The 22,172-nt window shown below is 63.7% G+C and carries 23 protein-coding genes; 4 read left to right on the forward strand and 19 right to left on the reverse strand.

Annotation, left to right across the window (positions count from 1 at the left end):
• The 5 genes from ACWHYV_RS12215 to ACWHYV_RS12235 all read right to left on the reverse strand — a co-directional run bounded on the left by ACWHYV_RS12215 (position 1) and on the right by ACWHYV_RS12235 (position 3,053).
• Positions 1-369 carry an FmdB family zinc ribbon protein gene (locus ACWHYV_RS12215; protein ID WP_447976770.1) on the reverse strand — a complete coding sequence of 123 codons (369 nt, stop codon included), beginning with the start codon at positions 367-369 and terminating at the stop codon, positions 1-3.
• A gap of 90 nt (positions 370-459) precedes the next feature.
• Positions 460-1,656, reverse strand: a complete 1,197-nt coding sequence (locus ACWHYV_RS12220) for a pyridoxal phosphate-dependent aminotransferase (RefSeq protein ID WP_447976771.1) — start codon at positions 1,654-1,656, stop codon at positions 460-462.
• The gene (coaD, locus tag ACWHYV_RS12225) at positions 1,653-2,141 is read right to left on the reverse strand and encodes a pantetheine-phosphate adenylyltransferase (RefSeq protein ID WP_447976772.1); all 489 of its coding nucleotides are present in this window, start codon (positions 2,139-2,141) and stop codon (positions 1,653-1,655) included. The genes ACWHYV_RS12220 and coaD overlap by 4 nt, the downstream gene beginning before the upstream one ends.
• Complete coding sequence (gene rsmD / locus ACWHYV_RS12230) at positions 2,138-2,701, reverse strand: 16S rRNA (guanine(966)-N(2))-methyltransferase RsmD (protein ID WP_447976773.1); 564 nt, start codon at positions 2,699-2,701, stop codon at positions 2,138-2,140. Before rsmD ends, coaD begins: the two co-directional genes overlap by 4 nt.
• Positions 2,702-2,879: 178 nt before the next feature.
• Complete coding sequence (locus ACWHYV_RS12235; protein ID WP_447976774.1) at positions 2,880-3,053, reverse strand: hypothetical protein; 174 nt, start codon at positions 3,051-3,053, stop codon at positions 2,880-2,882.
• Between the two features lie 192 nt (positions 3,054-3,245).
• Between ACWHYV_RS12235 and radC the strand changes: the two genes are divergently transcribed.
• Positions 3,246-3,941, forward strand: coding sequence for a RadC family protein (gene radC / locus ACWHYV_RS12240; RefSeq protein WP_447976775.1), 696 nt, complete (start codon positions 3,246-3,248; stop codon positions 3,939-3,941).
• Between the two features lie 131 nt (positions 3,942-4,072).
• Positions 4,073-6,169 carry an elongation factor G gene (gene fusA, locus ACWHYV_RS12245; RefSeq protein WP_447976776.1) on the forward strand — a complete coding sequence of 699 codons (2,097 nt, stop codon included), beginning with the start codon at positions 4,073-4,075 and terminating at the stop codon, positions 6,167-6,169.
• Here fusA and ACWHYV_RS12250 read toward each other — a convergent pair whose 3' ends face one another.
• Positions 6,170-7,537, reverse strand: a complete 1,368-nt coding sequence (locus ACWHYV_RS12250) for a Do family serine endopeptidase (protein WP_447976777.1) — start codon at positions 7,535-7,537, stop codon at positions 6,170-6,172. It abuts the gene before it with no gap.
• A gap of 19 nt (positions 7,538-7,556) precedes the next feature.
• On the reverse strand, positions 7,557-8,210 hold the full coding sequence (locus ACWHYV_RS12255; RefSeq protein WP_447976778.1) for a hypothetical protein: 654 nt from the start codon (positions 8,208-8,210) through the stop codon (positions 7,557-7,559).
• Between the two features lie 149 nt (positions 8,211-8,359).
• On the opposite strand from ACWHYV_RS12255, the gene ACWHYV_RS12260 reads away from it, so the two are divergent.
• Positions 8,360-8,893 carry a hypothetical protein gene (locus ACWHYV_RS12260; protein WP_447976779.1) on the forward strand — a complete coding sequence of 178 codons (534 nt, stop codon included), beginning with the start codon at positions 8,360-8,362 and terminating at the stop codon, positions 8,891-8,893.
• A gap of 5 nt (positions 8,894-8,898) precedes the next feature.
• Here ACWHYV_RS12260 and plsY read toward each other — a convergent pair whose 3' ends face one another.
• From plsY to lepA, 9 genes are all read right to left on the reverse strand, one after another.
• Positions 8,899-9,516, reverse strand: a complete 618-nt coding sequence (plsY, locus tag ACWHYV_RS12265; protein WP_447976780.1) for a glycerol-3-phosphate 1-O-acyltransferase PlsY — start codon at positions 9,514-9,516, stop codon at positions 8,899-8,901.
• 29 nt (positions 9,517-9,545) lie between these two features.
• Positions 9,546-10,181 (reverse strand): CDP-diacylglycerol--glycerol-3-phosphate 3-phosphatidyltransferase, encoded by a 636-nt coding sequence (pgsA, locus tag ACWHYV_RS12270; protein ID WP_447976781.1) that lies wholly within the window; start codon positions 10,179-10,181, stop codon positions 9,546-9,548.
• Entirely contained in the window at positions 10,181-11,140 is a 960-nt protein-coding gene (locus ACWHYV_RS12275) for a KpsF/GutQ family sugar-phosphate isomerase (protein WP_447976782.1), read from the reverse strand. The genes pgsA and ACWHYV_RS12275 overlap by 1 nt, the downstream gene beginning before the upstream one ends.
• Positions 11,137-11,976 (reverse strand): 3-deoxy-8-phosphooctulonate synthase, encoded by an 840-nt coding sequence (kdsA, locus tag ACWHYV_RS12280; protein ID WP_447976783.1) that lies wholly within the window; start codon positions 11,974-11,976, stop codon positions 11,137-11,139. Before kdsA ends, ACWHYV_RS12275 begins: the two co-directional genes overlap by 4 nt.
• Positions 11,977-12,133: 157 nt before the next feature.
• Positions 12,134-13,735, reverse strand: coding sequence for a CTP synthase (locus tag ACWHYV_RS12285; protein WP_447976784.1), 1,602 nt, complete (start codon positions 13,733-13,735; stop codon positions 12,134-12,136).
• A 41-nt stretch (positions 13,736-13,776) separates the two neighbouring features.
• Positions 13,777-14,544, reverse strand: a complete 768-nt coding sequence (kdsB, locus tag ACWHYV_RS12290; RefSeq protein ID WP_447976785.1) for a 3-deoxy-manno-octulosonate cytidylyltransferase — start codon at positions 14,542-14,544, stop codon at positions 13,777-13,779.
• Positions 14,537-15,535 carry a D-glycero-beta-D-manno-heptose-7-phosphate kinase gene (gene rfaE1 / locus ACWHYV_RS12295; protein ID WP_447976786.1) on the reverse strand — a complete coding sequence of 333 codons (999 nt, stop codon included), beginning with the start codon at positions 15,533-15,535 and terminating at the stop codon, positions 14,537-14,539. The genes kdsB and rfaE1 overlap by 8 nt, the downstream gene beginning before the upstream one ends.
• Before the next feature lie 33 nt (positions 15,536-15,568).
• Positions 15,569-16,321: a signal peptidase I gene (gene lepB / locus ACWHYV_RS12300; RefSeq protein WP_447976787.1), complete on the reverse strand. Its 753-nt coding sequence runs from the start codon at positions 16,319-16,321 to the stop codon at positions 15,569-15,571.
• Positions 16,318-18,129 carry a translation elongation factor 4 gene (gene lepA, locus ACWHYV_RS12305; protein ID WP_447976788.1) on the reverse strand — a complete coding sequence of 604 codons (1,812 nt, stop codon included), beginning with the start codon at positions 18,127-18,129 and terminating at the stop codon, positions 16,318-16,320. The genes lepB and lepA overlap by 4 nt, the downstream gene beginning before the upstream one ends.
• Positions 18,130-18,239: 110 nt before the next feature.
• Between lepA and bioA the strand changes: the two genes are divergently transcribed.
• Positions 18,240-19,622: an adenosylmethionine--8-amino-7-oxononanoate transaminase gene (gene bioA / locus ACWHYV_RS12310; protein ID WP_447976789.1), complete on the forward strand. Its 1,383-nt coding sequence runs from the start codon at positions 18,240-18,242 to the stop codon at positions 19,620-19,622.
• Positions 19,623-19,660: 38 nt separating this feature from the next.
• Here bioA and ACWHYV_RS12315 read toward each other — a convergent pair whose 3' ends face one another.
• From ACWHYV_RS12315 to greA, 3 genes are all read right to left on the reverse strand, one after another.
• Positions 19,661-20,755 carry an AI-2E family transporter gene (locus ACWHYV_RS12315; RefSeq protein WP_447976790.1) on the reverse strand — a complete coding sequence of 365 codons (1,095 nt, stop codon included), beginning with the start codon at positions 20,753-20,755 and terminating at the stop codon, positions 19,661-19,663.
• 30 nt (positions 20,756-20,785) lie between these two features.
• Positions 20,786-21,586 (reverse strand): SAM hydrolase/SAM-dependent halogenase family protein, encoded by an 801-nt coding sequence (locus tag ACWHYV_RS12320; RefSeq protein WP_447976791.1) that lies wholly within the window; start codon positions 21,584-21,586, stop codon positions 20,786-20,788.
• A gap of 83 nt (positions 21,587-21,669) precedes the next feature.
• Positions 21,670-22,146, reverse strand: coding sequence for a transcription elongation factor GreA (gene greA, locus ACWHYV_RS12325; protein ID WP_447976792.1), 477 nt, complete (start codon positions 22,144-22,146; stop codon positions 21,670-21,672).
• Positions 22,147-22,172 lie beyond the last annotated feature (26 nt).

Here is a 22,172-nt window from a genome sequence, read left to right on the forward strand (position 1 = left end):
CTAGGACGACGCCGCAGGCGAGGGGGTGGACGACGAGCTCTTGGACGCCTCCGACCCGCCCGAAGGTGGCGCGGCGGACGAGGCGGCGGCGGTCCCGTCGGACGACGTCGTCTTGGGCTCTTTGGCGCCGTTCCCCGACGCGTCCTTGGCGCCGTTCCCTGAGGGGGTCTCACTGGTCGGGGCCTTGAGCTTGTCCGAATAATCGGTGATGTACCAGCCACTGCCCTTGAACATGATGGCGGGCGCGGAAATCAGCTTCTGAACCGGCTGTCCGCAGCGCGTGCAGGTCGAGAGCGGGGGATCATCGAACTTTTGCTTGACCTCAAATCGGTGTGAGCAGCTCTGGCAGAGGTATTCGTAAATCGGCACGGTTGGTCTCCTCCCTCGTAACGCTGGGTTCCCCCCGGCACTCGAAGCCTGTACATAATACCGAGATCACGGAAGTCAACCCTGCGGCCGCTATTCGGTCAAGGCCGCCAGGGCGGCATGGATCCGGTCCATCCCGCGGCTGATGGCCGCCATGCTCGCGGCGTAGGACAGCCGAATGTGGGAAGGGCTGCCAAACGGCTCACCGGGGACGACGGCGACCTTCGCCTCCTTCAGCAGATAACCGGCAAGGTCGGCCGAGGAGCGAATGACCCCGCCCGCATGCCGGCGGCCGAAGCAACCACTCACGTTCGGGAAGGCGTAAAAGGCCCCGGTCGGCATCGGGCAGTGCGTTCCCGGCATGGCGTTGAGGCGCTCGACGATGAACCGGCGTCGCTGATCGAACTCCTTGAGCATCGCCTCGGTGAAGCGCGTGCCTTCCTGCAGAGCCGCGACCGCGGCCTTTTGGGAAATCGAGGTCGGGTTCGAGGTGGATTGGCTTTGAATATTCGACATCGCCGCAATCAGGTCCTTGGGGCCGGCGGCATACCCGATCCGCCACCCGGTCATCGCATAGGCCTTCGACACCCCGTTCACGATCACCGTGCGAGCGGCGATGCTCGGATCGAGCGAGGCGATGCTGACGTGCGGGACGCCGTCGTAGATGATCTTTTCGTAGATCTCGTCCGAGATGATGACGAGATCATGGCGGTCGGCGACCTCGGCGATCTGTTCCAAGCAGGCCTTGTCGTAGGTGGCCCCGGTCGGGTTACACGGGCTGTTGACGATGATGGCCTTCGTCAAAGGCGTGAGCTTCGCTTCGAGCGCCTCGCGCGTCACCGCATACCCCTTGGCCTCTTCCGTCTCGAGGAAGACGGGGGTGGCGTCGTTGAGGAGGATCTGGTCCGGATAGGAGACCCAGAACGGCGAGGGGATGATGACCTCGTCGCCCTGCTCGAACAGGGCCTCCGCGATGTTGTACAGGGTGTGCTTGGCGCCGCAAGAGATCAGAATCTGCGACTTCTCGTATCTCAGTCCCTGCTCCGACTCCAACTTCTTCATGACGGCGAGCTTCAATTCGTCGATGCCGGACGACGCCGTGTACTTCGTGAAGCCGGTCCTGATGGCCGCCTCGGCCGCCGCCTTGACGACGTCCGGCGTGTCGAAATCCGGTTCGCCGCTGGCGAAGTCGATGACGTCCACCCCTTGCGCCATCATGGCTTTCGCCGTCGCCGTGATGCTGAGCGTCGGGGAGGGGACGATGCGTCCGGCCCGGGCCGCGAGTCTCATGGCGCCGCCCTCCTCAGCCGCTCCCTCAATCGTTGATCGACCTCGGGGTGGACCAATCCCGTGAGCGAGCCGCCCAGGCTCGCCACTTCCTTGATGATGCTGGACGTCAAGTAGGAATACTCCTCGCTGGGCATGAAGAACACCGTTTCGAAGCCTGGATCGAGCCTTCGATTCACGAGCGCCATTTGGAACTCGTACTCGAAATCGGAAATGGCCCGGAGGCCTCGAATGACCGCCCGGGCGCCGCGCTGCTTCACATAGGCCACCAACAGACCGCTGAAGGGTTCCACCTCGACGTTCGGCAGGTCCTTCGTCGCCAGTCTCACGAGCTCGACCCGTTCTTCGAGCGAGAAGATCGGGTGCTTGCTCGGATTCAGGGCCACTGCGACGATCACTTTGTCGAAGACCCGAAGACTGCGCTGGATGAGGTCCGTGTGGCCGTTGGTAATCGGGTCGAACGTGCCCGGATAGACCCCGATTTTCATGACCGCTCCTGATCGGTCGCCTGAAACAGCGACAGCATGGTATCACCGTACCGGTACTGGCGGGTTCGCACGAGGCGGCCGACGTGTGCCGGGGGCTGCTGCTTGGCGGGGTGCTCCAGGATCACAATCGTGTGGGGGCCGATGATAGCACTGCGGCTGAGCGATGGCAACAACGCCGCGGCACGCTCATCGCCGTACGGAGGGTCCGCGAAGACGATGTCGAAAACGTCGCGGCCCCCGCCATGAGCCAGAAACGCGTCGACCGATGACGGCCGAATGTCGCTCTGGGCCGAGAGACCGCATCGCTCGACGTTGGCGTGGAGCAGTCGTACGGATTGCGCATCCGATTCGACGAAGGCCGCGCGGCGGGCTCCTCGGCTGAGCGCCTCGATTCCAACCGCCCCGGTGCCGGCATAGAGGTCCAAGAACGTGGAGCCGGGAATACGGTCGCCAAGGATCGAAAAGAGCGCTTCCTTCACGCGCCCCGAGGTGGGCCGAAGACGCCGGCTCTTTGAGATGAGCAGCCGCCGTCCTTTCTGTGCCCCACTGATGACGCGCATGAACCCCGTCCGTGGCGGGACTCTAGCATGCAGTTTTTTCAGGGGTCAAGGCGAGGAGGATGGCTTTGACGGACGAGAGAGGCGTTGCGTATACTGACGCGTTTTTACGCAGTCGGCGGCGTGTTCGCTCTCTGCCCGGCCCGGTCGGGCAGAGAGCGGTGCCGGTGATGATCGACGATCAATGAATGGGAACAGGTTCGCTTTCCGGTTTTTGAACGCTCCGCTGTTGGTTGACCGAAATCGTGTGATCAAGGATCGCGCCGCAGTTGATGCACTTCCACGCATAGAAGACCAAGAAGAAGTCGGAGAAGCGTTCCAGCGTCATCAACCCCTTGCAGCGGAGGCATTTCATGATTGGCTCCTGGTTTAAGGATCACTGCGCTCGTGGATGCCGAAAATAGCAATTCCCGGGCCGAAAATTGCTCATAAGTATTTTCAACTGCTTATGAACCCGCATAGGCAAAAAACGGCAGCTCTGTAGGCGGATGAGAAGCCAAAAACGTCATGAAATGGCAATTCCGGGCATCGGCGGGAGAACCAGGTGATGCGTCAGCGAAGGATCAACGGGATTCATCAGTGGCCGGAAGGGGAGCGCCCGCGGGAGCGATTGCTTCGGGAAGGACCGGAGGCCTTGTCCGATGCGCAACTGATGGCCATCGTGGTCCGCGTCGGGCGGCGGGACTCGTCGGCGGTGCAGGTCGCGACGGAGCTCCTTCAGGCCTTGGGTGGCTTGCAAGGGATGGCCAATCGCGGCGTCGATGAGCTGTGCCGCATCCCCGGGATCGGTCCGGCGAAAGCGGCGCAACTGAAGGCCGCCGTCGAGCTGGGAAAGCGGGTGTTGTCGGCGCCGCTCTCGACCGGGATGCGGATCGGCTCCAGCAAGGATCTCTTTCACCATTACTATCCGCTCCTGCGGGATCTGCGGCGCGAGGTGTTCAAGATCGTCCTGCTCGATGCCAAGCACGCCGTCATTCGGGACGCGACCGTGTCGCAGGGCAGCCTCACGCTGAGCATCGTTCATCCCCGCGAGGTCTTCAGCCTGGCGATCCGCGAAGCGGCCGCTGCCGTGATCTTTCTTCACAATCACCCCAGCGGGGATCCGCAGCCGAGCGCGGAAGACCGCGAGCTGACCGCTCGGCTCGTCGCGGCGGGAAACCTCTTGGGCATCCGGGTCCTCGACCATCTCATCATCGGGGATGGACGCTATGTGAGTTTCGCGGATCAAGGCTGGTTGGGCTGACGGCGCCCGCGAGGCCGGCCATCCCTTGGTTCCCTGCCTCCCTGCTTTCACTGGCCCTCCGTCGCTGCCTTCGGCGTTGACACGTCTGCCCCCCCGGCCTAGGATAGGGCAACTTATCGAGGAGGGATGCCATGAAAGAGCCCCGAGTCGAAGCCATTCGCAATGTTGCCCTCATCTCCGCGACCGGTGCCGGAAAGACCTCTCTGCTCGAATCGCTGCTCTATACCGCGGGCGTGATCCCCTCGATGGGATCGGTCGCTCAGGGGACGACGGTCTCGGACTTCGAGCCGGAAGAAATTCATCGCAAGGTGTCGATCAGCTCCGCCGTGGCGCACTTCACGTGGAAGGACGGCGTGTTCAACCTGATCGATACGCCGGGTGCGACGAGCTTTTTCGGCGAGACGCGTGCGGCGTTGCGGGCGGTGGACGGCTTCGTGCTCGTGATCGGGGCCTCTTCAGGCGTTCGTTCGGAAGTCGAGACGTTGCTTTCCGACGCCGATGACCTGTGCCTTCCGGGGCTGCTGTTCATCAATGAGCTGGACAAGGAGCGCACGGATTTCTGGCAGGTTCTCGAGGACTGCCAGAAATCGTTCGGGCGCACGCTGCTGCCCGTCACGATCCCCATCGGGAGCGAGCGGGAGCTCGAGGGGGTCGTCGACGTCATCCACGGGGCGTCGTTTCGATCGGCCAAGGACAACGTGAAGGTTCAGCCGGGGAGTGTGCCCGAAGGAATGGAAGCCGCCGTCGCGGACGCGCGAAAGCGCCTCGCCGAGGGCGTGGCGGAGTTCGATGACCGACTGCTGGAGCGGTACCTGGCGGAAGGGGACCTTTCCTCGGAGGAGCTGATCGAAGGACTCAGGAGCGCCGTGCGCGCGCGCAAATGCCTGCCGGTCTACTGCGGCTCCGCAATCCAGTGCATCGGTATCGGCCCGCTCTTGGAGGCGATGGCCTCCTACCTGCCGTCGCCGAAGGAGCACGCGGCGCTGAAGATCCTCACCGGGACCAACGCGAACGGAGAGCCGGTCGCCCGGCAGGCGGATGAGCGGGAGCCGTTTTCCGGGTTTGTCTTCAAGACGATCATCGACCCGTTCGTCGGGCGGCTGTCCTATGTCCGTGTCCTGTCGGGCCGATTGGACGCCGATAGCCCCTTCTATAATGCGACCCGGCACGTCAAGGAGAAGGGCGGGCATCTCTTTACGATCGTGGGGAAGAAATATGTCCAGGTGCCTGCCGCCTCGGTGGGCGACATCGTGGCGATCGGGAAGCTCAAGGACACGCAAACGGGCGATACGATCTGCGACGAGCATCATCCTGTTTGCTATGCAGGCTTGCAGCTCCCCAGACCGGTCATGTCGTTTGCGCTGGAGCCGAAGTCGAAAGCCGATATCGAGAAGGTCAGCCTGGGCCTTCACAAGCTCGTGGAAGAAGATCCGACCTTGGAGTTCGTCCGGAACCAAGAGACCAAGGAAATGATCGTGAGCGGGATGGGCCAGTTGCACGTCGACGTGACGTTTGAAAAGCTTCGCCGCAAGTACGGGGCCGAAGTCATCGTCCACACACCTAAAGTGCCATATAAAGAAACTATCCGGAAGATGGCGCAGGCGCAGGGGAAATACAAGAAGCAGACCGGCGGTCACGGGCAATACGGCGATTGCTGGCTCCAGCTCGATCCCTTGCCCAGGGGGAAGGGGTTCGAGTTCGTCAACCAGGTCGTCGGGGGCGTGATTCCCCGAAATTTCATTCCGGCGGTCGAGAAAGGCGTGATCGAGGCGATGCAGGAGGGGATTCTTGCCGGCTTCCCGGTCGTCGACGTGCGCGCGACCGTGTACGACGGCTCGTATCACACCGTTGATTCCTCGGAGCTGTCCTTCAAGATCGCCGCCTCTATGGCGTTCAAGAAGGCCATGGAGGCCGCGAGCCCCGTGTTGCTGGAGCCGATGATGACCGTCGAAGTCGCGGCTCCCGACGAGGTGATCGGGGCCGTGATCGGGGACCTCAATGCCCGGCGAGGGCGCATTCTGGGGGTTTCGGCGAAGGGGAATACGGAGATCATCAAAGCCCATGTGCCGCTGGCCGAGATGCTGAAGTACGCGACGTCGCTGAACGCGATTACCGGCGGGCGAGGCAGCTACTCGATGGAGTTTGCGTCCTATGAAGAGGTCCCGAGGGACCTGGCGGCGCGGGTGATCGAAGAGCAGAAGGCCGCCAAGCAGGCGGTTGCGCACTGATCATTTCTCGGTCGTCTTGAGCACGACGTAGAAGGCGCGGTTCTCGCGGAGGACGCGGAGGAGGATCGTCTCGCCCCGTTTGACCTTGGCGACCGCCGCCGAGAACTCGCCGACCGACCCGACCTCCGTTCGGTTGACCTCCTTGATGAGGTCGCCCTCGCGCAAGCCTTCCACCATGGCCATGCTGCCCCGATCGACCTTGCTGATGAGCACGCCTTTGGTTTCTTTCAGCTTGAATTTTTCGGCGAGCTCGGCCGTCAGGTCTTGGACGTCCAGCCCCAGCTTGATCTCGCTCCGCGACGGGGGAACGGAGGCGACCACCGGCGCCTCTTTCCGTTCGCTCAGCCCCACCGAGATGATGTGACGTTTGCCGTCCCGAACCACTTCGACGTTCGTCGCGGACCCCGGCTCGAGGGCGGCGATCAGCCGGGAGAGACTGTTGGGGGTGTCGACGACTTTTCCATCGACTTTTGTGATGATGTCCCCGGGCTTGATCCCCGCGCGTGAGGCGGGGTCGTTTTCGAAGACCTCGTTCACCAGCACGCCCTCGTTTTCATTCACCCCGAACTTGGTCGCCAACTCGGCGGTCACGGGTTGAATCCCCACCCCGAGCCAGGCACGGACCACCTTCCCCCGCGTCAGCAGCTGATGCATCACCTGCTTGGCCATGTTCGATGGAATGGCGAAGCCGATGCCTTGGGCATAGTTGATGATCGCGGTGTTGATGCCGATGACGTCCCCGCGCATGTTGAACAGGGGGCCGCCCGAATTACCGGGATTGATCGACGCGTCCGTTTGGATGAAATTTTCGTACTTGGACAGGTTCATATTCTCGCGGCCGATGCCGCTCACCACGCCGAGCGTCACCGTGCGATCCAGCCCGAACGGGTTGCCGACGGCGAGCACCCACTGCCCGACGCGAACCGTGCCCGAGTCTCCGAACGTCGCAAAGGGCAGGGGGCGGTCCGTGGTGATCTTAAGGAGGGCGAGGTCGGTATCCGGATCCTTGCCGATGACCTGAGCCGTGAACCTTGTCTTGTCGGAGAGCCGGACTTCGACTTCAGTGGCGTCGCCGACCACATGGTTGTTGGTGATGATGTGCCCTTCTTGATCCACGATCACACCGGAGCCCGATCCCGGCGTGCTCGGCATGCGTTCGCGGGGGTTGGCGGATCGATTGGGTTGGGTCGGCAACACGCTCACGACAGACGGCTTGACCCGCTCGGCCAGATCCGTGATGACCGACTGCAGGTCTTCGAGCAGCCGTAGGGCTCCCGCTTCAACGGCAGCGCCCGCTTGGGAGACGGACAGGATGAGCAACAACGGCCAGATAAGCGCCGGCAGGAGACGGCTCCGAGTCGGAATCACAAAAACCCTCCGCAAAACACTACACCGTCCGGCCTCGGCTTGTCGAGGGAGGCCATGGGCCATCCCGCAAGAGTCTTTCCGCCTCGACCAACTCGGTATGGGGGCCGATGAGGATCACGACATCCCCTGCGCGAAGAGTCGGTCCCGGGGACACAGGCAGGAGGACCGGCCCCCGGAGGATCGCCGCGATCCGAGTCGTGGAGGGCAGTCCGAGCGTATGAGGCGCCTGGCCGACCGCCCGCGCCCCTGACGGGATCGCGCACCGCCGGACCGTGGCCGCTCGCTCCGTGAGGTCCTGCTGCAGCTTCTGTAAATCTTCATGTAATGCTTCAACTTCGAGGGCTCGGATCCGGGTTGCGATCTGCTCGAGTTCTCGTTCGAGCAAGCGGACGCTCCCGGCCGCCTGACTGACTTTTGAGGCCAACGTGCCGTCGATCCACCCCGAATGGTCTTCCAATCGTGTGGTGGCGCCGACGAGCTCGCATAGGGACACCCCGAGGGAGCGATGCACCGATTGGATGTGGTGCTGGACCGTGACCGCCTGGGCGTGTAGGCGGAGCACGTGAACCCGGCGATTGACTCGTTCGGCCACCGCGATGACGGTTTCGCGAAGGCCTTCGAGGGTAAAACGTGCTTCTTTGGCGACGCGCCGGAGAAGATCAATGAGGAGCATAAACGTCAGATAAGATCGATTATGTCAAATTTTGGCGGTCGCAGGCTCGACCTCGGCTACCCAACCCAGGGGCCGACCCCGGCGATTTTTGCTCCACTTCCAGCCCCCTCCACCGTCTATACTTTGACCATCAAGGGCTTGGACACTGAATGCGCATCAGCAAGTTCATGGCGGCGACCGGAGGGCTTCTCGCGCTTGCTCTGTTGTCCCTCTGGATGTCGAACCCCTCGCGCTCGAGTTACCGCCAGCACGTTCTCGCACCGATCGCCGAACAGGAGACGCACCGGACGGCCGAAATCGAGCGCCGAAGCATTGAGCGCGAAGCGGCGGCCATTGAAGCTCACTTGGCCGCCGTCCACTACGAAGGCAGCCGGCTCGAGGCCGCCGCAATGGCGCGGCACTATCCGCTCCTGGGCTCCAAGCTCGCCCGACAGGCCGACGGCCAAAGCTTGACCGAGCGCTTGGCTCAAATCAAGGCCGAGGCTGTCCAGCAGGTCGCCGTCACCCGTGAAGCGCTCCAGTACGCCGCCCTGACCGATCTCGATGCTCGCACGACTCGGACCTCGTATGGGCTGTGGTCGTTCTATTCCACGTGCCGGGACAAGGTCGCCCTCGCCTTTTGGGGCGTCGCCGGTCGATTTTACGAAGCGACTCCGACCCCGTGCCCGGCAGCCGCTCCTTAGCCCTCCTATGAGGGCGCTTCCCGCCGCTGCCCGATTTTAGGCTCGGTCCCATTCATGAGCCGCCGCATGTTCTCGGCATGCCGCCCGAGGATCAGACCGCTGATGACGAGCGTAAAGACCACGAACGGGGCATCGAAGCCGGCCACGATCGCGAAAATGGGCAACAGTGCGAATGCCGCGATGGCGGCGCCCGACGAATAGCGCCAGATCGCGGCGGTGGCCAGCCAGACGGCAAGTTGAGCAAGGCCGACCGACGGGACGAGGCCGAGCACGGCGCCCAGCGCGGTCGCGACGCCCTTCCCTCCCCGGAACTTCAAAAATATGGAAGAGAGGTGGCCGAGCACGGGGCTCAGCGCAACGAGCAAGACCCAGGCGGTCGGCTCAAGCCAGAGCCGCGCCAGCCAGGCCGCCAGCCAGCCCTTTCCCAGGTCCCCAAGCAAGGTCAGCACGCCGGCTTTCTTCCCCGAGACCCGCAAGACGTTCGTAAAGCCGATGTTCCGGCTGCCGGCGGTTCGTGGGTCGACGGCACCCAGGGCTTTTGACACGATGAGGCCGAAGGGGATCGAGCCGAGAAGATATCCGGCGGCTGCGAGCAGAATCGCGAGCCACGCATCGGTGGTCATGCCCGTCGACTGGAAGGAGCGAGCGGCAACTACAGACCTCTAAGGGAGACCTGTCGCCAAAACGTCAAAAGGTATCGCCAACCGGAGATGAGCCCGAGCATGACGGCCATGTAGAGCAGGAGGTTCCCGAGCACCTGGAGCTCCCACGCCTGGTCGAAGGCATCGGCGAGAATCAAGGCGACGACGGCGACGACTTGGAACACCATCTTGTACTTCCCCGTGGATTCGGCGGCGAGCACGAGCCCTTCCGCGGCCGCGATCGCGCGGATGCCGGTGATCGCAACTTCCCGTGCGACGATGATGATCGCGACGACCGCCGAGACACGCTGGAATTCGACGAGCAGGATCAAGCCGGAGAGGACCAGGAGCTTGTCGGCGATCGGGTCGAGCAGCCGCCCCAGCCGGGTCACCTCGCCTCGCCGGCGCGCCAAGTAGCCGTCGAGCAGATCGGTCAAGGCCGCGACGGAGAAGACCGCGGCGGCGGCCAGCGCCCGATCGGGCGTGGGATGGGAGTAGAGGAGCACGAAGACCGGGATCAACAACAAGCGCCCGAGCGTGAGCAGGTTCGGCAGGTTCAACGGCATGTCCCGGGCGTCGAGCTTGGCGAGCACTGGTTGGGTCTGTTTGGCCTCGGTGATGCGCATACGATATGCCGGATCGGGCATTAGACGATTCCGCTTTTCAACAAATCGTGCAAGTGGATGACGCCGACCAAGTTGCCATCGTCATCCAGGACGACGAGCGAGGTGATCGAATGCTGCTCCATCGTCTGAACGGCCCGGGCGGCCAATGCATCCGGACCGATGCTCTTTGGGGAACGGCTGCCGATGTCTTCGGCTCGCATGGTCCGCACATCCATACCGCGTTCGAGCACGCGACGCAAGTCGCCGTCGGTGATGACGCCGGTCAGCCGCCCGTCGTCGCCGACCACGGTGGTCATCCCGAGCTTCTTCGAGGTCATCTCGAGAATCGCCTGGTGCACGGACGCGCGCCGGGAGACCCGGGGGATCGCCTCGCCCTGGTGCATGAGATCGCGGACCTTTAACAGGAGCCGGCGCCCCAAGGTCCCCCCCGGGTGGAACTGCGCGAAATCCTCCTCCTTGAAGCCCCGCCGTTGCAGCAAGGCGATCGCAATCGCATCACCCATCGCGAGCGCGGCCGTCGTGCTCGCCGTCGGCGCCAGGCCCATCGGACACGCTTCTTCGGTCACCGAGACGTCCAGCGTGACCTCGCTGTTCTTGGCCAGCGTGGACTGCGGGCGGCCGGTCAGCGCGATCACCGGGATGTTCAACCGTTTGACGAACGGCAGCAGCTTGAGGATTTCCTCGGTCTCGCCGCTGTTGGACAAGGCGATGAGCGCATCGTTCCGGGCAAGCATACCGAGGTCGCCGTGGATGCCTTCAGCAGGATGGAGAAAAAACGCCGGGGTTCCCGTGCTCGCGAGCGTCGCGGCAATCTTTTGGCCGATGAGCCCCGACTTGCCCATTCCCGACACGACGACCTTTCCCGCGCAGGCATAGAGGAGATCGACCGCTGCGGTGAAACGGCCGTCGAGTCGGCCGATGAGGTCGGTGATGGCCCGTGCCTCGATCTCCAGGACCCGCTTGCCGTGCTCGATGCTCATCGAAGGGCCTCCCCTCCTTTTCCGGCGACCCGGCAAATCGCCATGAGGCGCTCCAGCAGCGGCTTGAGCTGCTGGAGCGGAACCATATTGGGACCGTCCGACAGCGCGCGATCGGGATCCGGGTGGACCTCCATGAAGAAGCCGTCGCACCCGGCGGCCGCCGCCGCACTGGCCAACGGGGTGATGAACTCACGCTGCCCCGAAGAGGCGTGACCCGCCCCGCCCGGCAGTTGGACGCTGTGCGTCGCATCGAACACGACCGGATAGCCGAAGCGGCGCATCACGGGCAGCGCCCGCATGTCCACGACGAGGTTGTTGTAGCCGAACGTCGCTCCCCGTTCCGTCAACAGGATGCGCCGTGTGCCGGTTTCCTCGAGCTTGTCGACCACGTTCTTCATGTCCCACGGCGAGAGGAACTGCCCCTTCTTGACGTTGACGACCCGGCCGGTCTTGGCGGCCGCGACCAGCAGATCGGTCTGCCGGCAAAGAAACGCGGGGATCTGGAGGATATCGACCACCTCGCCCGCCCGGGTCGCGTCCTCCGTACTGTGGACGTCCGTCAGGACCGGTACGCCGATCTGTTGTTTCACTTTCCGAAGGACCGCCAAGCCTTCGTGCAGCCCGGGTCCGCGAAACGACCGAATCGAGCTCCGGTTGGCCTTGTCGTAGGACGACTTGAACACATACGGCATGCCCACGGCCTTGGCGATCTCCGCAATGCGTCCCGCTGTGTCCAGGGCCAACTGCTCGCTCTCGATGACGCAGGGGCCGGCGATCAAGAAATGCGGCTGCTCTCCGCCCACCGCGAACGTTGCGATCTCGACTTCGTGGAACATCGGCAAACCAGATTAAGGTGAAGGTAGATGTGGGACGCTCAAAATGAGGCTCCAACAAGGCCGCAGGGGAGCAAGCACCGCAGGCGTACCCTCTGGGTACGTTGAGGATGGTTGCGACCCGAGAACGCCGTTGGGGCTCATTTTCAGCGTCCCACGATTACTGGCCGCACTTGCGGCGCAACGCCGCCCCCACAAACCCGCTGAACAGCGGGTGCGGGCGGTGCGGGCGTGAATTGAACTCCGGATGGAACTGGGTCGCCACGAACCAGGGATGACCGGGAAGCTCGATGATCTCCACGAGTCGCCCATCCGGCGACTGCCCGCTCAAGACGAGGCCGTGCTGCGTGAGGACCTCGCGATAGGCGTTGTTGAACTCATAGCGATGCCGATGCCGTTCTTTGACTTCCGTCACGCCGTAGGCCTTGTGCGCGACGGTCCCTTCTTGGATCCGACAGGGATAGGAACCCAGGCGCATGGTGCCGCCCTTCTCGCTGACGGTCCGCTGGTCCGCCATGAGGCTGATCACGGGATGCGACGTCTCAGGGTCGAACTCCGAGCTGTTGGCCTTCGCGAGGCCCGCCACGTGGCGGGCATATTCGATCACCGCGCATTGCATGCCGAGGCAGAGGCCGAGAAACGGGATTTGGCGCTCACGGGCATAACGGATCGTCTCGATCTTACCCTCGATGCCGCGCATGCCGAATCCTCCCGGGATGAGGATCCCGTCGGCTTCCCTGAGCAGCCGTTCGGTTCCCTGGCGTTCGACGTCTTCCGATTCCAGCCAATGAATCGAGACGCGGGTCTCGTGGTCGATTCCTCCGTGGATCAACGCCTCCGTCAGGCTCTTATAGGATTCTTTGAGACCGATGTACTTCCCGACCAAGGCGACCGTGATTTCATGTTTGGGATGTTTGATCTTTTGCACCATTGCATCCCATTCACGGAGGTTGGGCGGGCCGGTCTCGAGGTGCAGTTGGCGGACGATCAGCTCGTCGAGGCCTTCCTTGCGGAAGACGATCGGCACCTCGTAGACCGTCTCCACGTCCTTCGCGGTGATCACCGCGCCCTTCTCCACGTTACAGAACAGGGCGATCTTCTCCTTCAAGTCCGGAGGCAGATAGCGATCGGTCCGGCACAGCAGGATGTTCGGCTGGATGCCGATCTCACGGAGCTTGTTGACCGAATGCTGCGTCGGTTTGGTCTTGAGCTCGCCCGCCGCTCCGATGTACGGCACGAGGGTCAGGTGGACATAGAGGACGTTTTCACGCCCCACGTCGTAGGGCATCTGCCGAATCGCTTCCAAAAACGGCAGGCTCTCGATGTCGCCGACCGTCCCCCCGATCTCGACGATCGCGACGTCCGTGCCCTGAGCGACGTCCATGATGGAGCGCTTGATCTCATCGGTGATGTGCGGCACGACCTGGACGGTGCCGCCGAGATAGTCGCCTCGCCGCTCCTTGGTAATGACGGCGTGGTAGATCCTGCCGGTCGTGTAATTGTTGGCCCGGGTCAGCGTGAGGGAGGTGTACCGCTCGTAGTGTCCGAGATCCAAGTCCGTCTCGGCTCCGTCTTCGGTGACGAAGACCTCCCCGTGCTGGTATGGGTTCATCGTGCCGGGGTCGACGTTGATGTAGGGGTCGAGCTTCAAGAGGGTGATTTTCAGCCCGCGGCTTTCGAGCAGATTGCCGATGGAGGCCGAGGCCAGGCCCTTCCCCAGGGAGGAGACCACGCCGCCGGTCACGAAAATGAATTTGCCCATGTTCGCCTCGTGGTATGGATGACCACCGATATTCGCAGCCCTCAGCTCGCCGGGCGGACGCTCGCCGCGAGCGCTCGCTCGGCCGCGGGCACGTCTTCGGGGGTGTCGATGCGCAAGGAGTCGTGCGCGGTTTCCCAGACCGTGATGGGAATCCCGTGCTCGAGCGCCCGCAACTGTTCCAGCTTCTCCGCCTCCTCCAACACGCCGGTCGGAAGCGCGGTAAACCGGCGGAGCGTGGCCCGTGTGAAGATGTAGACGCCGAGGTGGACCGCGTAGAGTCCCTTCGTCAGGTCGCCCTCGCGTGCATCCCGGACGTGGGGGATCGGCGCGCGCGAAAAATAGAGCGCCTCCCCTCGCTGGCCGGTGACGACCTTGACGACGCCGGGATTCTGCACGTCGGCCGGCGAGGCGAGCCGGCGCTTCAACGTGCCCATGCCAGCCTCGCTCTGGAGAAACGGTTTGATGAGGTCGGTGAGCAGCGCCGGATCGAGCAGGATCTCGTCGCCTTGCAGGTTGACGAAGATCTCGCCGGCAAGGCGTTCCGCCGCGGCCGCCACCCGGTCCGAGCCGGTGCGATAGGGCCCTTCCACGAGCAGCGCGGCGCCGTTGAAGCCCTGCACGACGGACAGGATCCGCTCGTCGTCGGTCGCCACGACCACGCGCTCGATCCCGGGCACGGCCCGCGCCCGTTCATAGACGTGTTGGATCATCGGTTTTCCAGCCAACATGACGAGCGGTTTGCCTGGGAACCGGGAGGAGCCGTACCGAGCCGGGATGACGATCGAGACGGAGGCGTCCGTCCTAAGCATGCTTCAGCGCCTCCGCCAGTTGCGCGACGGTGACGGTGGCGGTCCCCACCATGCCGACGACGATCCCGGCCGCATGATTGGCCAGCATCGCGCCGTCGCCCATCGAGGCCCCCGTCGCCAGCGCGAGCGCCAGCGTCGCCACGACCGTATCGCCGGCGCCGGTCACGTCGTACACCTGTCGCGCCATCGTCGGAATGTGAAGGCTGGTGCCGTCGGATTCGAACAGGCTCATCCCCTTCTCGCCTCGCGTGACGAGCACCGATTGACACCCGAGGCGCTGGCGAAGCGTCTCCCCGGCCTGACAAATGGACGCGTCGTCGTCGCCGTGGACTCCGGCCGCCTGGGCGGCTTCCAGATGATTCGGCGTCACGACCGTGACGCCCTTGTAGAAGGAGAAATGCTCGACCTTCGGATCGACCACGAGCGGGATGCGTCGCAGCAGGGCGAGACGAACGAGCTCCGCCATCAATGACGCGGTGACGACGCCTTTCGCGTAATCCGAGACGACGAGGCAGGAGATGTCCCGCAGACGAGCCTCCACGTGGCGCAACATCTTTCGCTGGATGGGCGTCTTGATCTCGGTCCGCCGCTCGACGTCGAATCGCACGATCTGCTGGTTGTGAGCCACGACGCGGGTCTTTCTGGTCGTCGGCCGATCGCCGTCCACGATCACGCCGCCGCGCCGCTCGCGGGGCAAGTGCATCGCGTTCACCAGACGGCGTCCGGATTCATCCGCGCCGACCACGCCGCACACCTCGGCCTGCCCGCCGAGCGAGAGGACGTTGTTGTAGACGTTCGCCGCGCCGCCCAGCTTCAGCGTTTCCGATTCGACGTGCACGACAGGAACCGGCGCTTCCGGTGAAATCCGGCTCACCTTCCCCCAGACGTAGTGATCGAGGATCAGATCGCCGACGACGAGTATTCTGGCCTTGGGAAATCTCGCGAGGTGCCGGCCGAGCTTGAGCTGGTTCGTCCTGGATGGTGTGCGCACTCCGCCCTCGCTGAAGGTGATGCCCGGTGCCCGCTACCGGATGGCTTGACCGATCCGCTCCCAGCGGACCCAGTGCTTCCAGTCGCCGTGGCCGCTCCAGGACCAGTAGATCCGGAAGGCCTTGCCCCGGATCTTTTCCGCCCGGACGTACCCCCAGAATCGGCTGTCGAGGCTCTGGTCCCGGTTGTCTCCCATCACGAAATAGGCGTTGTCCGGGACGGTGACCGGCCCGAAGTTGTCGCGGGGATTGACTGCGCCGTTGATCGTGCCCGGATCGACCCGCTGCGTGAACGCCTTGTCGTCGAACGGTTGGCCGTTGACGTACACGACCTTGTTGCGGATCTCGATGGTGTCCCCGGGCAGCCCGATGATCCGTTTGATGAAGTCTTTCTCTTCGTCTTCGGGATAGCGGAAGACGATGACATCGCCGCGCTGGGGCTCGCCGAACGAGACGAGCGTGTGCGAGGTGTAGCAGGTGACCGGGGGGAACGTCATGCGGAGCTTGCAGTCGCCGGGCCATTGGATCCCATAGGACAGCTTGCTGACCAGGATGTGATCGCCGATCAGGAGCGTCGGAATCATCGACCCGGAGGGGATCTTGAAGGCCTGCACGACGAAGACGCGGATCGCGAAGGCCAGCAGCATGGCCAGGATGATGGCCTCGGCGTATTCCCGCAGGATCGACTTGCGACGGGGTTGGGCGGCCGCCTCGCTGACCGACCCGTCCACCGTGTCGGTGGTCGCTCGGCTCGCCTCTTCGACGCGCGGCTGTTGTGGATCCATCATTCGCCCGTCACCTTCAACAGCGCGAGGAACGCTTCCTGGGGCACTTCCACTCGCCCGACCTGCTTCATCCGCTTCTTGCCTTCTTTCTGCTTCTCCCACAGTTTGCGTTTCCGGCTGATGTCGCCGCCGTAGCACTTGGCGGTGACGTTCTTCTTGAGCGCGCCGACCGTCTCCCGCGCGATCACCTTGTTGCCGATCGCGGCCTGGATCGCGATCTCGAACATCTGCTTGGGGATCAGCTCCTTCATCTTCTCGGCCAGTTGGCGTCCGCGCATCTGCGCCTTGTCGCGGTGCGTGATCAGCGAGAGCGCGTCCACCGTTTCGCCGTTCAACAGCAGGTCCAGCTTGACGAGGTCGGAGTCACGGTACCCGATCAACTCGTAATCCAGCGAGGCATAGCCCTGCGTCTTCGACTTGAGCTTGTCGTAGAAATCCAGGATCACTTCGTTCAGCGGCAACTCGTACGTCAGCATCACGCGCGTCGGGTCGAGGTACTGGAGCCCGAGTTGGACCCCGCGCCGCTCCTGACACAGTTGCAGAATGCCGCCGACGTACCGCTCGGGGGTGATGATCGTGGCCTTGATGAACGGCTCCTCGAACTTCTCGATCGAGGAAGGCGGCGGGAGCTTGGCCGGATTGTCGATCGACAGGACCTCGCCTTTGGTCGTGTGGACGCGATAGACCACCGTCGGCGCCGTGGTGATGAGGGTCAGGCCGTATTCCCGTTCGAGCCGCTCTTGGATGATCTCCATGTGGAGCAGCCCGAGGAATCCGCACCGGAACCCGAACCCCAAGGCCAGCGAAGTCTCCGGTTCATAGACGAACGACGAATCGTTGAGGCGCAACTTCTGGAGGGCGTCCCGCAGATCTTCGTATTTCGCCGTGTCGGTCGAGTACAGGCCGCAGAAGACCAGCGGCTTGGCCTCCTTGTACCCGGGAAACGGCGAGTCGGTCGGCTGTACCGCATCGGTCAGGGTGTCGCCGATCTTCACGTCCGCGACTTCGCGCATGTTGGCGCACACGTAGCCGACTTCGCCGGTGGAGAGCTGCTCGGTCTTCGTGCGCTTGGGGGTGAACTGGCCGACTTCGGTGATCTCGAAGACCTTGTGGTTCGACATCACGCGGATCTTCATGCCCGGGCGGACGAGGCCGTCGATCACACGGGTGAGCACGATCACGCCCTGGTAGTTGTCGAACCAGGAATCGAAGACCAGGGCCTTGAGGGGCTTGTCCGGATCGCCGGACGGCGGGGGGATCCGACGAATGACGGCCTCCAGGACCTCGCGCACGCCTTTGCCCTCTTTGGCGCTGACCAAGAGGGTCTCGCTCACGTCCAGCCCCAGCACGTCGTGAATCTGGCGTTTGACGCCGTCGACGTCGGCGCTCGGCAGATCGATCTTGTTGATGACGGGGATCACGACGAGATTGTTGGCGATCGCCAGGTAGGCGTTCGCGATCGTCTGGGCTTCGACGCCTTGCGTCGCATCGACCAGGAGCAGCGCGCCCTCGCACGCCGCCAGGCTGCGGGAGACCTCATACGTGAAATCGACATGCCCCGGCGTATCGATCAAATGCAGCGCGTACGTCTCGCCGTCGGCGGCGGTGTACCGGATCGCGACCGCATGCGCCTTGATCGTGATCCCACGCTCACGTTCAAGGTCCATCGCATCGAGGATCTGTTCTCGGAACTCGCGGGCGGTGATGGCGCCCGTAATCTCCAAGAACCGGTCAGCGAGGGTCGATTTCCCGTGATCGATATGGGCGATGATGGAAAAGTTTCGGACGTGGCTCTGGGAATCCGGCTTCATGTGGCAAAAATCAGCTCATTATATGGGCTGCCCCCTACGTTGTCAAAGCATAATCCCCTCACTATAATCGCCGGACGCCGAGCGTTTCCAATCGCTTATCGAGGGCGGAGATGAGCCGACGGATGCGACCGAGCACCAAAGAATTGGCCGCGTGGGATCACCAATATCTGTGGCACCCGTTCACTCAAATGAAGGAATGGGAGGCGGAGGAGCCCGTGATCATCGAGCGCGGGAAGGGCGCATACGTCATCGATACCGAAGGGCGGCGGTACCTCGACGGCGTCTCGTCGATATGGGTCAATGTCCATGGTCACCGGCATCCCGATCTGGATCGGGCGCTCCGTGTCCAGCTCGGTCGCATCGCCCACTCCACCTTGCTCGGGCTCTCGAACCCCCCGGCGATCGAGCTCGCCCGCGCACTGATTCGGCTCGCCCCCTCGGGGCTCACCCGGGTCTTCTACTCCGACGACGGCTCGACCGCGGTGGAGGTGGCGCTCAAGATGGCGATCCAGTACTGGCAGCAGCGCCGTCCACGCGCCGGGCCGAAACGCACGTTTGTGAATTTGAAGCTCGCGTACCACGGGGATACCGCCGGAGCGATGAGCGTCGGGAACATCGAGCTGTTTCACGAGCGCTTCCACCCGCTCCTGTTCCCGACTTTGCGCGCCGATCCGCCGTACTGCTATCGCTGCCCCCTCAAGCTGACCTATCCCTCCTGCCGGATGGCCTGCCTCGAGCCGATCGAGCGCGTGTTGAAGGCGCGCCATACCGAGATTGCCGGGCTCGTCCTCGAGCCGCTCGTCCAGGCCGCCGCGGGGATGATCACCTCCCCGCCCGGGTACCTCCGCCGGATTCGCGAGCTCTGCACGACGTACGACGTCCTGCTCATCGCCGATGAAGTCGCGACCGGCTTCGGCCGGACGGGCCGGATGTTCGCGTGCGAGCACGAGGGCGTCACGCCCGATTTGCTCGCGCTCAGCAAGGGCATCACGGGAGGATACTTGCCGTTGGGCGCCACGCTCGCGACCGAACGGATCTACGAAGCCTTCTTAGGCGAGTACGGCGAGTGGAAGACGTTCTTCCACGGGCACAGCTATACCGGAAACCCGTTGGGCTGCGCCGTCGCGCTCGCCAATCTCGCCGTCTTTCGGAAGGAACGGACGCTCGCCAAGCTTCGGGCCAAGACCTCGACGCTGACCGTGCTGCTCCGATCCCTCGCCGGCCACCCGCACGTCGGCGAGATCCGGCAGTGCGGCTTCATGGTCGGGATCGAGCTCGTCAAGAACCGCGCCACCCGCGAGCCGTTTCCCTTGGAGGCGCGCGTGGGCCATCGTGTCGCCAAGGAGGCACGGGCCAGAGGGCTCTTGCTGCGCCCGCTGGGCAACGTCATGGTCCTGATGCCTCCGTTGAGCGCGACACGAGCCGACTTGCAGCGCATGGTCTCGATCCTCGGGACGGCCATCGCCGCGACCCTACCCTCCACACGCGGATAAGGGCCAGCAGACCAGACGACACGGGCCCGAGTTGCCGGCTACGGAGGCGGCGCCGGCTTCTCCTCCGCATCCTTGGCCGTCAGATACTCCTCGCGGTAAATCTGGATGGCCGTGATCAGGATGGCGAGCAAGATCGGTCCGAGGAACAGGCCGATCATCCCGTAGGCGGCGAGCCCGCCCACGATGCTGAAGAACAGGAACAGCACGGGGAGCTGTGCGCCTTTGCCGATCAGGAGCGGGCGCAAGACGTTGTCCACCGTGGTGATCGCGCCCGCCCCCCACGCCAGCATGATGACGGCCTTGACGAGCGAGCCCGTCCAGTACAGATAGCCGGCCACCGGCAGCCAGATCAGCGCGGTGCCGCCGAACGGCAGCGGGGCCAGCAGTGCGGTGAGCGACATCAGCACCACGGGGAACGGCACCCCGAGCGCGGCATAGGCGGCCCCGGCGAGAAGCCCCTGGACGATGGCGGTGATGATGACGCCTTTGACCACGGCCTTCAGCGTCACATCCAAGCGGGTGAAGATCTGCTGCTTGTGCGCCTCGTCGAGGGGCACGGTGTCATACAAGTTCTTGTACAGCCGATCTCCATCCTTGAAAAAGAAGAACAAGGTGAAGACCATGACGAGGAAGTTCATGACCAACAAGAAGAGGTTCGCCGCCAGGCCCGCCAGTTGCTCCACGAAAAACCCGCCGAGCGCTTTGACGTTCTGCAGCAACGAGGCGCCGAGGTCGCCTTGCGACACCACGAGCCGCGCCCAGATCGGCTGGATATAGGCGCCGACGAGCGGCAGGTTGGAGAGGTCCGCCAGGAGCCGCTTGAGGCCGTCCGCCTCGATCCACGCCTTGACCGTCACGTATGCGATGCTCGCCTCTTCGATCAATTGAATCGTGAGAAAGACGAGCGGGACGACCACCAGGCCGATGATCCCCACCGTGAGGATCCCCGCGGACAGCGCATGGCGCCCACCGAGGAGCGCCGCCAGGCGCCGGTGCAGCGGGTACGTGATGTGAGCCAGAATGACGGCCCACAAGACGGGAAAGAAGAAGGGTCGGAAGATGACGGCGATCTGATAGAGCAGCACCACCAGGACGATGAAGAACCCGAGGGCGAAGAGCTGGCGCTGATTCATCGGTCGGAAGGGCGGCGGCGCGGCATGCGGTCAGTAGACCTCAATCCGTTCCCCTCGGCCGACTTTCAGCAGGTCGGCGGCATGGCCCTCTTTGACGAAGACCTCGAGCTGGCCGTTGCTGTTGATCAGCGCGCGAGGCTCGTCCCGGGATCCGTCGGCATAGCAGTCGACGAGGTCCTCGATCGTCCGTCCGGCGAGCCGAACCGTGACGGACGTGCGCTTGGCCGCGCGCCGCACCTCGGCGAGATGGGCGGGTGTGACATTCGAGATGAGATTGCCGAAATGATCGACGTAGATGATGCGTCCGGCGAAGACCGGCCCGTGCCAGGCGGGTGCCTCGATCGGGAGGGTCACATAGTCTCGAATCAGCCGACCATAGGTGCCGGGCGCCTGGCCCCGTGTGAGCCAGGCCGCCGCGGGTGCGAACAAGTCGCGTCCGTCGAACGTCGCTCCCTCCGAGTCGAGCCGGTATTGCCGGTTTTCGATCTGCCGGACTTCGACCGAGAGCTCCTCGTCATAGATGTAACTCAGGAGCCCGTTGTCCGGGGCGAGAAAGAAGTAGCGCGAGGTGCTGACGAGAACCGGGCGGCGCCGGCTCCCCACCCCGGGATCGACGACCGCGACGTGCACCGTGCCGTCGGGGAAGTAGTGATAGCATGATTTCAAGAGGTAGGCCGCCTCTTCCACCCGGTAGGAGGGAACGGCGTGCGTGAGATCGACGATCCGGGCCTGGGGATTGATGTTGAGGATGACCCCCTTCATGCTCGCGACGAAGTAGTCGCGGTCGCCGAAGTCGGTCAGGAGCGTGACGACGGAAATTGCGGTTGCCATGAGAGGTCACCACAGGGCGGTGTGACGGGGTCCACCGGTCCCCCGGTGGACCAGAAGGATCGTACCCGGGCTCGTCGGCACGGTCACCCCTCCTCGAATCGGATGTCCAACACTTCGTACTCGACGACCTTGGACGGGGTGGTCACCTCCACCTGATCGCCGATCCGTTTGCCGATGAGGGCGCGACCCACCGGCGACTGCACCGAGATCTTCCCGTTCTTCAGATCCGCCTCGTCCTGCCCCACGAGCATGTACTGCTTCTTCTCATTCGTCTGCAGATCCAACAGCGAGACGATGGCGCCGAAGACCACCGTGTCGCTCGTCCGGTTCGCGGTCTCGATGATCCGGGCATCGGCGAGCTTGCCTTCGAGCTCGTTGATCCGGGACTCGATGAAGCCTTGCCGCTCCTTGGCCGCATCGTATTCCGCGTTTTCGCTCAAATCTCCGTGCGCGCGCGCCTCGGCGATGGCCTCGATCACCTTCGGCCGCTCCACTTTGCGCAGCCGGTCCAATTCCGCCTTCAAGGCCTCATAGCCCTTTCGAGTGATCGGTGTCGGCATACTCCCTCTAAACCAGTGATGGGTGA

It is taken from the genome of Candidatus Nitrospira bockiana (assembly GCF_965152565.1).